At 62.8% G+C, this 12,869-nt stretch carries 10 protein-coding genes; 5 read left to right on the top strand and 5 right to left on the bottom strand.

Annotated elements, in window-relative coordinates; all coding sequences use genetic code 11:
- Positions 1 to 16: 16 nt before the first annotated feature.
- Positions 17 to 760, bottom strand: coding sequence for an alanyl-tRNA editing protein (locus tag X751_RS147835; RefSeq protein ID WP_023745027.1), 744 nt, complete (start codon positions 758 to 760; stop codon positions 17 to 19).
- A complete protein-coding gene (locus X751_RS147840) occupies positions 760 to 1,794 on the bottom strand; it encodes a cysteine synthase A (protein ID WP_023745026.1) in 1,035 nt (344 codons plus the stop codon). The genes X751_RS147835 and X751_RS147840 overlap by 1 nt, the downstream gene beginning before the upstream one ends.
- Positions 1,795 to 2,117: 323 nt before the next feature.
- Here X751_RS147840 and X751_RS147845 point away from each other — a divergent pair, with 323 nt between their 5' ends.
- A complete protein-coding gene (locus X751_RS147845; protein WP_023726794.1) occupies positions 2,118 to 2,939 on the top strand; it encodes an SDR family oxidoreductase in 822 nt (273 codons plus the stop codon).
- A 70-nt stretch (positions 2,940 to 3,009) separates the two neighbouring features.
- Positions 3,010 to 3,990, top strand: coding sequence for an alpha/beta fold hydrolase (locus X751_RS147850; RefSeq protein WP_023745025.1), 981 nt, complete (start codon positions 3,010 to 3,012; stop codon positions 3,988 to 3,990).
- A gap of 94 nt (positions 3,991 to 4,084) precedes the next feature.
- On the opposite strand, the gene X751_RS147855 is transcribed toward X751_RS147850, so the two are convergent.
- Entirely contained in the window at positions 4,085 to 5,488 is a 1,404-nt protein-coding gene (locus X751_RS147855; protein ID WP_023738893.1) for a DEAD/DEAH box helicase, read from the bottom strand.
- Positions 5,489 to 5,928: 440 nt separating this feature from the next.
- Between X751_RS147855 and X751_RS147860 the strand changes: the two genes are divergently transcribed.
- Positions 5,929 to 7,461 (top strand): acyl-CoA carboxylase subunit beta, encoded by a 1,533-nt coding sequence (locus X751_RS147860; protein ID WP_023745024.1) that lies wholly within the window; start codon positions 5,929 to 5,931, stop codon positions 7,459 to 7,461.
- A 99-nt stretch (positions 7,462 to 7,560) separates the two neighbouring features.
- Positions 7,561 to 8,538, top strand: a complete 978-nt coding sequence (locus X751_RS147865; protein WP_198022451.1) for a M48 family metallopeptidase — start codon at positions 7,561 to 7,563, stop codon at positions 8,536 to 8,538.
- A gap of 25 nt (positions 8,539 to 8,563) precedes the next feature.
- Here X751_RS147865 and X751_RS147870 read toward each other — a convergent pair whose 3' ends face one another.
- Together X751_RS147870 and X751_RS147875 are read right to left on the bottom strand one after the other, a co-directional pair.
- Positions 8,564 to 10,564 carry a hypothetical protein gene (locus tag X751_RS147870; RefSeq protein ID WP_023745022.1) on the bottom strand — a complete coding sequence of 667 codons (2,001 nt, stop codon included), beginning with the start codon at positions 10,562 to 10,564 and terminating at the stop codon, positions 8,564 to 8,566.
- A complete protein-coding gene (locus tag X751_RS147875) occupies positions 10,561 to 12,114 on the bottom strand; it encodes a bifunctional ADP-dependent NAD(P)H-hydrate dehydratase/NAD(P)H-hydrate epimerase (protein WP_023745021.1) in 1,554 nt (517 codons plus the stop codon). Before X751_RS147875 ends, X751_RS147870 begins: the two co-directional genes overlap by 4 nt.
- Before the next feature lie 386 nt (positions 12,115 to 12,500).
- On the opposite strand from X751_RS147875, the gene X751_RS147880 reads away from it, so the two are divergent.
- Positions 12,501 to 12,839: a P-II family nitrogen regulator gene (locus tag X751_RS147880; protein WP_006205430.1), complete on the top strand. Its 339-nt coding sequence runs from the start codon at positions 12,501 to 12,503 to the stop codon at positions 12,837 to 12,839.
- The last annotated feature ends 30 nt before the right edge of the window (positions 12,840 to 12,869 follow it).

The following is a 12,869-nucleotide window of genomic DNA, read 5'->3' as shown; positions in this document are numbered from 1 at the left end:
CGGGATCATGGTTCGTTCAAGCTACCGGCATTGGTCCGAAGCGAATGCGAAAACGCCGGTTTTCGCGGCCCTTCTTCTCGATCTTGCCGATATGGATTTCACCGACTTCGCCGGTGCTTTTGACATGGGTGCCGCCGCAGGGCTGGCTGTCGATCGAAGCGTTGTCGCCGATGCAGACCAGGCGGATCTTGCCGGTGCCGGCGGGCGGCCGGACAGTCTTGGATTTCACCAGGCCAGGATTGGCTGCCAGTTCCTCGTCGGTGATCAGCCTGATGAAGATCGGATGATCGGCTCGCACCAGTTCCATCAGCCCGGCGGTGACGTCTTCCCTGGTGAAGCCGGCATCGGGAGCGTCGAAGTCGACGCGGCTGTCATCTTCGGAAACCGCAGCACCGGTAATCGGAAACGGACAGACGACGGTGAGCAAATGGCAAGCTGCGTGCATGCGCATCAGGAGATGCCGCCGCTCCCAGTCGATGGCGAGTTTCACCCGCTCGCCGACCTCGGGTGCCGGCTGCTCCGGCGCCGGCACATGGATGATCTCGTCCTTGGTCTCGCCGGTGATGGTGGCGGCAATGGCGATGCGGCTGCCGTCGGCGCGCTCTAATGTTCCGGTATCGCCAGGCTGGCCGCCCGATGTGGCATAGAAGATGGTCCGGTCGAGAATGATGCCGCCGCGCTCGTTGATGGCGACAACAGTGGCGTCGGCCGCTCTGAGATAGGCGTCGTCGCGAAACAGCGCTTCTGTTCTGTGCGCCATCAGGCGACCTTCTCATACGGCACCGGAATTGTGCTGCGCTCATCCATCCAGCCCGGCACCGGCAGGTTCTTCTCGCGCAGGAATTCCGGGTTGAACAGCTTCGACTGGTAGCGCGTGCCATAGTCGGCAAGGATAGTCACGATGGTGTGGCCGGGGCCAAGCTCGCGCGCCAGCCGTATCGCGCCGGCAATGTTGATGCCGGTCGAACCGCCGACGCACAGGCCTTCTTCCTGGATCAGGTCGAAGACGATCGGCAGCGCTTCCTCGTCCGGCACCTGGAACGAGAAGTCCGGCGTGAACCCATCGAGATTTGCCGTGATGCGCCCCTGCCCTATCCCTTCGGTGATCGAGCTGCCGTCGGACTTCAATTCGCCACTCGTGTAGAAGGAATAGAGCGCCGCACCCAGCGGATCAGCGAGCGCGATCTTGACGTTGCTGCTCCTGGCCTTCAGCCCGAAGGCGACGCCGGCCAGCGTTCCGCCCGAACCCACCGCCGAGACGAAACCGTCGACCTTGCCGCCGGTCTGCGTCCAGATTTCTTCCGCCGTGGTGCGGATATGGCCGTCGCGATTGGCAACGTTGTCGAACTGGTTGGCCCAGATCGCGCCGTTCGGCTCCGACCTCGCCATCTGCTCGGCTAGCCGCCCGGACAGTTTCACGTAGTTGTTGGGGTTCTTGTAAGGCATCGCCGGCACTTCGATCAGCTCGGCGCCAAGCAGCTTGATCGTGTCCTTCTTTTCCTGGCTCTGGGTGTCGGGAATGACGATCACTGTGCGATAGCCCAGCGCCTTGGCAACCAGCGTCAGGCCGATGCCGGTATTGCCGGCCGTGCCTTCGACGATGACCCCGCCCGGCTTCAACAGCCCGCGCTGTTCGGCGTCGCGGATTATGAACAGGCCGGCGCGATCCTTGACCGACTGGCCGGGGTTCATGAACTCGGCCTTGCCCAGGATCTCGCAGCCGGTCTGCTCCGAGGCCTTGTTGAGGCGGATCAGGGGCGTGTTGCCGATCGCTTCGATCACAGAACGGGGCATCCGGGATTCCTTATGTAGCTGCGGCGAGACCCTAGAAACCCGAAGCTTGCGTTTCAAGGTAAGAATTCGCCTGGTCCAGAGCATGATGCCGAAAAGTGTGAGCGGTTTTCGGCCGACATCAACTCTATTCCCTTGATTCAGAGTCGGATGATGGCAGGTCTGTTCGATCTGCCATCATCCGACGCTGGGCGCATTTCGGGCACTGCAATCTCCCGCGGCCGGACATCGCGCGATGACGATCATTTCAACCAGTACGGAAAAGCGCTCTTTTCATTCGATTTTTTCACCGCTAGAGCACTAATGACAGATCGGCAGGGCGCAGAATGACACTTTACCGGGCCAACCCGAAGCACGGCGTCGCCTGGATAACCGGCGGCAGCAGCGGCATCGGCCGTGCGCTGGCAAAGGACCTCGCGGCAAAGGGCTTTGTCGTCGCGGTCACCGCACTCGACGGCGACCCACTCGACGCGCTCATCGTCGAGACGGCGCAGATGCCGGGACGTGTCGTGGCCTACCCTTGCGACGTCACCGATGAGCCGCGCATGGCAAGCACGGTGGCGGCGATTGAAAAGGAGCTCGGGCCGATCGTGCTCGCCGTCTTCAACGCCGGCAACTACATCGCCACGCCCGGCGAAGACCTCAGGGTCCGCGACTTTCGCCAGACCTTCGAGGTCAACTATTTCGGTATCATCAATGGCCTCGTCCCGCTCATGGAGCGCATGCGCATCCGTGCGCGCGGCCATATCGTGCTTGTCGGATCGGTCACAGCCTATTTCGGCTGGCCGACCACGGCGGCCTATGGCGGCTCGAAGGCGGCGATCAACATCCTGGCCGAGTCGCTGAAATACGATTTCGACAAGATGAATGTCCGGATCCAGGTGATGAATCCGGGCTTCATCGACACGCCGCTGACCGAAAAGAACATGCTGCCGATGCCGGGACTGATGCCGGTCAACCGCGCCTCGCGCCGCATGCTGCGCGGCATCGAGCATGGCGGCTTCGAGGTTACCTTCCCTCACCGGCTGAGCTGGGGGCTGAAGCTGCTGGCACTGCTGCCAAGGCCAGTCTGCCGGTGGTTCATCAGCACGGCGACCCGCTGGACAGGGCGGCCGCTGAATTTCGACCGCAAGCCGCCGAACCAATAGCTGTCCACAGTCCGGCTGTTGCCTGACTGCACCGGCCGCCATAGGCTTTAGAATTGTTGTGGAGTCTGAGATGGGGCGACGGATCGTGCTTGCGGTGCTGGGCGTCGTCATCATCCTTGTCTTGGCCCTCCTGCTTGGTCCGCGCGTTCCCGTCGACACAACAATCAGCTTCGACCCCAAAGTGATCGGCGACGATCCGCAAGCGTATATTGCGCGCGAAGAGGCTGCCGTGCCCAACGTTCGCGACGGGCTCGAGAAAGAAATCATCTGGGCCGATCCGATGGTTCACGCCAGGACGCCATTGGCGATCGTCTATATCCATGGCTTTTCGGCATCGAAGGGCGAGGTTCGCCCGCTGGCCGACGAGGTCGCCGACCAACTCGACGCCAACCTTTTCTACACCCGCCTCACCGGTCATGGGCAGGACGGCGCTGCTATGGCGCAAGGCAGCGTCAATGCCTGGATCAACGACTATGAGGAGGCGCTCGCCATCGGCCGAGCCATCGGCGACAAGGTGATCGTCATCGGCACCTCGACCGGTGGATCGCTGGCGGCATGGGCGGCGACTGAGCCTGGCGCATCGGACGGCGTCGCTGCAATCGCATTCATCTCGCCGAATTTTGGCATCAGGGCTTCAGGCGCCGAGCTGCTGACCATGCCCTGGGGCAGGCAGATCGCCGATTTCGTCGGCGGCAAGGAGCGCAGCTTTCCGACCCGCAACGCGCTGCACGAGAAACTCTGGACGCACACATATCCAATGGCAGCCGTGCTACCGATGGCGGCGCTGACCAACCTTGCCTACGCAGCGCCTGTGGAGAAGGCAACCATACCGGCGCTGTTCATCTTCTCGGATTCCGACAAGGTGGTGCGCCAGGATCGCACCCGCGAAATCGCCGGCCGCTGGGGCGCACCGCATGAACTGGTGCCCGTCGACGACAATGGCGATCCCGACAACCACGTCATTGCCGGCGACGCGCTGTCGCCCTCGACCACGGCATTCCTGGCGCAGCGGATCGTCGTGTGGGTTCAGGCAATTACCGGGCAGCCCTAAACGAAAAAGGTCGGCCGAAGCATTGCCCCGGCCGTCCTCATATTCAATCGTCAGCAATCAAGCCAGGCTCGACGAGCCTGACCGGTTCGTCTGATCAGGCAGCCCGCGCCGCGGGCCGCTTGCCGCCGAAGCGGCGCTTGTTGTTGCCCTTGAAGGCCTTGGCGCCTTCCGGCTTGCGCTCGCTTGCACCCGCAAAGGCCGGCTTGTCACCAAAACGCTTCTTGGCGAAGCCGTTGTTCTGGCCACCGGGCCGCCTGCCGTCGCGACGGCCATTGCGGTCGTTGCGATCGTTGGCGGGCTCGAAGCGCTCGTTCTTTTCGGCCGGATTGCGCACCGGATCCGGGCTGCCGAGATGGTCGGCAACGATCGGCAGCTTGCTGCGGATGATGCGCTCGACCTGACGCAGCTTGCTGTTTTCGGAAGGGTCGCAAAGCGTGATGGCAATGCCGTCCATCCCGTTACGGCCGGTACGTCCGATGCGGTGGACATAGCTTTCGGCCTCATCCGGCAGATCGAAATTCACCACATGGCTGATGCCGGGAACGTCGATGCCGCGCGCCGCGATGTCGGTCGCGACGAGAATGCGCACCGAGCCCTCGCGGAAATCGTTGAGCGCCTTCTGGCGGGCGTTCTGCGACTTGTTGCCGTGGATGACGGCGGCCTTGAAGCCGTCGCGCTCGAGGTCCTTGGTCACCCGGTCGGCGCCATGCTTGGTGCGCGAGAAGATGATGACGGACTTCATTGCCTCGTCGGCGAGCATCGTCGACAGCACCTGGCGCTTCTGCTTGGTGCGGGCAAAGACGACGCCCTGCACGATCTCGGCGGCCGCGGTGCTCTGCGGCGCGACTTCGACGCGGATCGGGTTCTTCAACAGGCCCTTCGCCAGCTCGGCGATTTCGTTGGGCATGGTGGCCGAGAACAGCACCGTCTGACGGTCGGGCGCGGTCGCCTTGGCGATCCGCTTTACGTCGTTGATGAAGCCCATGTCGAGCATGCGGTCACCCTCGTCCAGCACCAGCCATTTGGTGTCGGAGAGAATGAGGTCGCCCTCGCGCACCAGGTCGGTCAGGCGGCCGGGCGTGGCGATCAGGATGTCGACGCCGGGCGCAACCTTCTTCACCTGGCTGAAGCGCGAGACGCCGCCAAGCACGAGAGCCGTCGAGACATGCGCGCCCTTGGCGAGGATCTTGATGGTGTCCTCGATCTGGACGGCGAGTTCGCGCGTCGGCGCCAGGATCAGCGCACGAGTGGTCTTGGCTCGGCGCTTGGTGCCGAGCGCGATGATCTTCGACAGGATCGGCAGCGCGAAGGCAGCGGTCTTGCCGGAGCCGGTCTGGGCGATGCCGAAGATATCACGGCCTTCCATCTGCGGCGGGATCGCCTGCGTCTGGATCGGCTTCGGCTCGGTGAAGCCGGCGCCATGCGTCGCCTTGAGCAGCGCGCCCGTGATCCCAAGAGCTGCGAAACCGGTGAGGTCCGCAGTGTTGCCGGTCGAGATCGCGTTACCGGCTGAGGTGTTTTCGTTGGTCAAAATAGTCTTCTTTCACGCGGTCTTGGCCGCAAACATCGATGGCGGCAGGGCGCAACCTGCCGCCGAAAAAATTGATATGAAACGACAAGGCGGGCGGACGGAAACGTCCACTCGGCTGCGCTGTCGTGCCCGCAGGCGTCATGCCACGGGGCTCTTTCGCCACTTCGTGATGTATCGGAAAGAGGGGCCGATATACCGGAAAGAGGGAAAACAGACGCAACCAGTCTCATTTGTCGAGAAGGCCGGAATCTCCGGCCCAAGCGCCTATGGGCTGCATATGGCTGAGTTCGCTCCGGAATGCAAGGGGCCACATGTTGCAGCGCAATAATCGAGGCCGAAAGCGGCGCTTGCACACGCCTGCAGGCATCATTACCACAAATGCAGCTTCCATTTCTGGAGACCGAGCGATGAAGGATGTGCTGAAGGAACTCGAGCGCCGCCGCGAGATCGCCCGCATGGGTGGCGGCCAGGCCCGCATCGACGCCCAGCACAAGAAGGGCAAGCTGACGGCGCGCGAACGTATCGAGGTCTTTCTCGACGAAGGCTCGTTCGAGGAGTTCGACATGTATGTCGAGCATCGCTCGACCGACTTCGGCATGGAGAAAACCAAGATCGCCGGCGATGGTGTCGTCACCGGCTGGGGCACCGTCAATGGCCGTCCGGTCTATCTCTTCGCCAAGGACTTTACCGTCTTCGGCGGCTCGCTGTCGGAGGCGCACGCCGAAAAGGTCATCAAGGTGCAGGAGATGGCGCTACGCAACCGCGCGCCGATCATCGGCATCTACGACGCCGGCGGCGCCCGCATCCAGGAAGGCGTGGCGGCGCTAGGCGGCTATGCCGAGATCTTTCAGCGCAACGTGCTCGCATCCGGCGTCATTCCTCAGATTTCCGTGATCATGGGCCCGTGCGCCGGCGGCGACGTCTATTCGCCTGCGATGACCGACTTCATCTTCATGGTGCGCGACACCTCTTACATGTTCGTCACCGGGCCGGATGTGGTCAAAACGGTCACCAACGAGGCGGTGACGGCCGAGAGCCTTGGCGGCGCGTCCGTCCACACGACCAAATCGTCGATTGCCGACGGCGCCTACGACAATGACGTCGAGGCGCTGTTGCAGATGCGCCGGCTGGTAGACCTTTTGCCCGCGTCAAATACGTCGGAGCTTCCTGAGATCGAGTGCTACCAGTCGGTCACCGACCATGATCTGTCGCTCGACCGGCTGATCCCAGACAACGCCAACAAGCCTTACGACATCAAGGAGCTGATCCTCAAAGTTGCCGATGAAGGCGATTTCTTCGAGATCCAGCAGAACTTTGCCAAGAACATCGTCACCGGTTTCGGCCGCGTCGAAGGCCGCACCGTCGGCTTCGTCGCCAACCAGCCGATGGTGCTGGCCGGCGTGCTCGATTCCGACGCAAGCCGCAAGGCGGCGCGCTTCGTGCGCTTCTGCGACTGTTTTTCCATTCCCATCGTCACCTTCGTCGACGTACCCGGCTTCCTGCCCGGCACCGCGCAGGAATATGGCGGCCTGATCAAGCATGGCGCGAAACTCCTGTTTGCCTACGCCGAGGCGACCGTGCCGAAAATCACGGTCATCACCCGCAAAGCCTATGGCGGCGCCTATGACGTGATGGCCTCAAAGCACCTGCGCGGCGATATGAACTATGCCTGGCCGACGGCGCAGATCGCGGTGATGGGGGCGAGAGGCGCGGTCGAGATCATCTACCGCAAGGATATCGGCGACGCCGAAAAGATCGCAGCTCACACAAAGGCTTACGAGGACCGTTTCCTGTCGCCCTTCGTCGCCGCCGAACGCGGCTATGTCGACGAGGTGATCATGCCGCATTCGACCCGCCGCCGCATTGCCCGGGCACTGCGCATGCTGCGCAACAAGGACATGCAGAACCCTTGGAAGAAGCACGACAACATCCCGTTGTAACATCCAATGTCGCGACTGATCATCAGCGCCGGTCGGCGGTTTGGCAGGTTCACGGTCCTGTTTTTCGTTGTTCCCGCTCTCATCATCTTCTGCGTCTGGATGTCCCTGCTCGACAACCATCCAATCTGGTTTATCGCCAGCGGCTTCGTCGTCATGCCGATCGCCACCACGGCCTTGGCATTTCTGTTCGGCACATTGTTTGCGGGCTTCCGACGCAGCAAGATCAAAGGCGTCAGTGAAGCAGAAGCGCCCGGCCTGTGGGCGCTGTGGCGGAGCGTCGCCGGACCGCGCCGTGCTGCGCGCACGGTTGTCATACTAGAGGGCAACCTGAACGCCAGCGTGCGCGAAGAGCGCACGCTTCTCGGCCTTCTCGGCAATCGGCTGTTTCTAACCATTGGCATCCCTCTCCTCGCTGTGACCGATGAAAGAGCGCTTGCCGCGATCCTTGCCCATGAGGACGCGCATGTGCGCAACAAGGATACCAATGGCAGCCTCAATCTCGCTGAGTTCGAAAACGGTTTCGGATTTGTCTTCGAGTATGCCCCGCCCGGAACCACGATCACAGGCAGCCTGCTCCACGCCGCTATCGGCTGGCTGTCGCAATCGTTCGAGCGGGAAGAAATCCGGCTTTCGCGCGAAGCGGAGATCAAGGCAGATCGACACGCGGCATCCTCCGGCGACGCCGAGCACGCCGCACGCGCGCTGTTGCTTCTTGCCACGGCAGACGTGCATTTCACGGAGACGGTCTATGACCCTTTGCAGCATGAATTGCGAGGTGCTTTGCGTCCGCCGCGACCGCCGCTCGAGCGCATGCTGGAAGCTGCCGGCCAGCTGCGAGAACCCATTTGCCTTAATGTTTGCGCCCGCAAGGCGTGGGCAAGCCCGGATGACGCAAAGTCCACCCATCCATCATGGGCTCAACGGCTGGCGGCGCTTGGCTACACGGAGCCGCCCGACCTGGACCCGATCGCCGTGACCGCGCTCTCGACGCTGCTGAACTCGAGCGTAGCACAGCGCCACATTTCGGAATTCGACACCAAATGGACTGCGCGGATGGAAAACTATCTCCAGCGCTGAACTGGTGGTCGCCCAACTCGCAGGCTCACTCCTCTTCCGCCGCCCCGAACCCCGCATCCCTGGGGGCGCTGGTCGCGCTCGCCCAGGGCGTCGCGTGATTATCGATGCGCATCTGGAAGATGAAATAGGTCGGCGAGCAGTAGCCGATGCCTTTCACCTTGGCAGCACCCGGCGTGTCCGGCGGCAGCGACTGGCACATATAGTCCTCGCGGCAGAAATGATCAGCCGAGCAGGCTGGACGGTTGCCGCGGTTGACCGCGCCGCCGAGGCACTGGTCGAAATTGTTGGTGGCGACGCAGGTGTCGAATTTCTTGCCGCCGACCATGCCGCAAATTTCCGATGGCATCGGCTTGCCCGTCTTGAATGCGGCGAAGCTGCGGTCCTTGTCGTCGCAGGCGCGATAAGCGATGCCTGCCGGTACGCCGATTTTCGGTGGCCGGCAGGTGTAGGCGGTCCGCGAAAAGGTCGGCGCAAAAGCCGCGAACTGGCCGGTGATCTTGTAGCGGTCGTTGAACGGCTGAGACGGGTTGCTGGCGATCGACCCGGTCAGGCAGGGATGGCCCGAAAACATCTTTGGACTGTCCTTGGGCAACAGACATTGCGCCAGCGTGGTGCGCACGCCTGAGGCCGTCGCCAGCGGCGTGCAGACGGTGCCGCCACCGCATTGCCAGGTCGCGCCGAAGCGTTTTGCATCATCCGGCATCAGGCACGTCATCGCCATCTCGGCCGGGGCGTAGTCGACATCGCCGGCATCGGTCCATGTCGCTGGCGGCGCGAAGGACAGCGGCCGGTAGCGGTTCGGCTCCTTGCCTTCTTTCGTCGCGCGCAGCCAGGCCTCACGTCGCGGAATCTCGGCATGGAGATGCGGCGAGATGCCGACCTCGATCCGGTTGAGAGGCGACGTCGTTTTGTCGTCGAGGCCAATGAAGTGAAAGCCGGCCGTCGAGCCCGCCTGGTGGCAGCCCTGGCAGGCGCCATTGTCCAGCCGCTCGACCAGCGCCTCCGGTGTCCGCACCAGCTTTAGCGCCGCATAGTCCAAGCCGGCGAAATCCGCTGGCTGGAACAGCGGCGTGAACGGATGGTTGGCCCGTCTCGCGCTGCCGAAGGTCGACCACGAGATGATTTTCTTGGCCAGGAATTCGTCGGGGATTTCGTAGACGCCGAGATCGATGGCCGCGACATTGGCGCTGACGTAGTCGGCGAGCCCTTTCTTCAGTGCGGCATCATCCGAGAGCCGCGCAACGTCAGGCGTATTCTCCAGCGGCTTCTCGCTGATGGCAGCGCCATCGATGCCGAAGATCCGCATGAGATAGGCCGCCTGCCCGCCGAATTCGGTCTCCTGTCCCGAGGGAAAACGCACCACCTGCGCATTGAGTTCAAGCTGCTTGAACGTCAGTTCCTCCGGTGCCAGCGAACCGCCGGCCAGCCAGCCGGCATCGACGTTTTCGTCGATCTGCGGTGTCCAGCGCCCGGCAACGCCGACGCAGCCGCCATCGGCATCCGGCGCCACGCTGTAGACGGCGTTGAAATTGAATGGCAGCCGCGATGCCAAAACCTTGCCGTTCTTGCGGAAACTGTAGGCCAGGCGATAGATGAAGCGCACCTCGCCACAGCTCTTGTCGCCTTGCAGCGCGGTGAAGTCACGCCGGTCCAGCCGGTTGACGACGCCGACCAGGCGGAAGCGCGCGGCCTCGGTCTTCAGCCAGCGCATATCCATGATGCGGCCGACATTGCCGTCGGTCACCTCGTAGAGCGTGCGCCCGCCGGCCTTTATCTCGGCCCGCAGCGTGGCAATATCGGCCGCCACCATGTCGACAACAGCACGATAGGCCGGCACCTCACTGTAGAGCGTCTTCAGATCGTCCGCGCCGTCGACGGCGAAAATGCCGGCGAAGCCAAACCCCTTGGCATCGAGGGCGGCGAGCACCGCCGGATCGTCGACGATGGTCACCGGCTGCTCAGCGCGCACGCCATGCGAGGCGAACAGCGCGATGATGGCTGCAATGGCGAGCGCGAAACGCTTCATCCGATCGGCACCTTCTGCCGTGCCTCGACAAGTTCACGCAGCACCGGCACCAGCGCCAGCGGCAGATCCTCGGCGATCAGACCCGGTCCGAAGCGGCTGCCGGCCTCGGCATGGATCCAGACCGCTGCGCAGGCGGCCTCGAATGCCTGCATGCCCTGCGCCAGCAGCGCGGCGACAATGCCCGCCAGCACGTCGCCGGAACCGGCGGTGGCGAGCCATGGTGCACCATTGGCGTTGATCACCGCGCGGCCGTCCGGCGCCGCGATGACGGTGTCGGCGCCCTTGTAGACCATGATGGCGTTGGCTCGTTCAGCGGCTGCGCGCGCCTTGGCGAGTTTCGACTGCTTCTTGTCCTTCGCGATGTCGGGAAAAAGTCTGGCGAATTCGCCTTCATGCGGCGTCAGCACCAATACCGGCGCCAACGGGAGCAGCGCGGCGTCGAACAGGGCCTGAGGCTGATGCGCCAATGACGTGATGGCGTCAGCATCCAAGACAATGGCAGGGCGCTGAATTCCGAATGAACTCGTCGACGTGCGGTTTAGGTCAGCGACCGTCGCGATCAATTGCAACGCGAAATCCCCCACTTTGGGTTTCGGCCCGAGCCCTGGTCCGAACACAAGTACTTCGGGGTGCCTCGCCGACAAAAATTCCTGCACTTCCTCCATCGAACCGGCCTCGCGCAGCATGATCGATGTCAGATGCGCGGCGTTTACCTGCATGGCATTTTCAGGCGAGAGCACGGTCACCGCCCCTGCCCCGGCTCTGGCTGCAGCCATCGCCGACAGCCGCGCCGCACCTGTCGCGCTCGGCCCGCCGGAAAAGACGCTGACGTGGCCGCGCTTATACTTATGTGTATCGACCGCCGTTTTCGGAAAACTGTATAGCCAGAAGTCAGGCGTGTTCTCGAACGTCTTGATCTTGAACTCATCGACGATCGCATCCGGAATGCCGATATCGGCGACGATGATCTCGCCGCAGAGGCTGCGCCCCGGCATCAGCAGATGGCCGGGCTTTTTCCGCACGAACGTCACCGTCACGTCGGCCTTGAAATAAGCGTTGCTCAAGCCGGTCTCGCCCGACACACCAGAAGGCAGATCGATTGACACCACAGGCACGCGCTCCGCCGCGGCCAATCCTGAGACGGCAGAGGCATGCAGGGATATCTTCTTCGACAATCCCGCACCATAGAGCGCGTCCACGACGACTTCACCCGGTTCCGGGTAGCAGTGTCCGATGTGCTCGACCGGCAGATTGCAGGCCTCGGAAGCTCGCGCCGCATCACTCCCGGGCTTCTGCTTGCCTTCGGCCCAGAGCGCCACATTCACACCAGCCTCGGCCAGCAACCGCGCTACAACATAGCCGTCGCCACCATTATTGCCGGGGCCGCACAGCACGTGCACGCGGCTTGCTGCGGGATAGCGTGCCAGGACCACAGCAGCGACCGCTTCGCCGGCGCGCTGCATCAGGCCATAGCCGTCGAGCGGACCGGCCGCGATCGCCAGCCGGTCGGCCTCGCCCATCTCGGCCGGCGACAGGACTTCATTGCTCATGGATTGCCGATCCCGCATTTCGTTCAAGGCCGACCCCTTTGTCCCTATCGAGCATTGTCCAGTTTCGGATTCGAAGCAAACGGCCAGGTGCTGCGTTGGCGTGCGGCCAATCCTTTCGCAGACTGGTGCCACGGATCCGCGCGGGCCTGCAAAATGCGCAATCTGCCTAATTATCGTGCAGACGCCCGAAGCGGCAATGTGTAGGCTTCGGGCAGCTTTGCCGCAGCCGAAGCAGAGGATGACGCGAATGTGCATCCCGGCGCGGCGCGGCATTGGAATTGCGCGAAACCGCTTCGCGTGGGCTGAAATTGGCACGGTTCGTGCTTGATGGAGGCGCAAGCGGGGCGCACAACCCGTTTTTTTTGGCAGTGGAGGCCACTTTTTACATGAAAAAGATCGAAGCGATCATCAAGCCGTTCAAGCTAGACGAAGTGAAGGAAGCGCTTCAGGAGGCCGGTCTGCAAGGCATTACCGTGACCGAGGCTAAGGGCTTTGGCCGCCAGAAAGGCCATACCGAACTCTATCGCGGCGCCGAATATGTCGTCGACTTCCTGCCCAAGGTGAAGATCGAAGTCGTGCTGGGCGACGACGCCGTCGAAGGCGCCATCGAAGCCATCCGCAAGGCGGCGCAGACCGGCCGCATCGGAGACGGCAAGATCTTCGTCTCCAACATCGAGGAGGTCGTTCGCATCCGTACCGGCGAAACGGGGATGGACGCCGTCTGAGCTTTCTGATTTCAGATTAACGTCTCCTCG

It is taken from the genome of Mesorhizobium sp. LNJC394B00 (assembly GCF_000502555.1).
Taxonomy (GTDB): Bacteria; Pseudomonadota; Alphaproteobacteria; order Rhizobiales; family Rhizobiaceae; genus Mesorhizobium.
The sequence above is the reverse complement of the archived record's forward strand: the minus strand, read 5'-3'. Positions and strand labels throughout refer to the sequence as shown.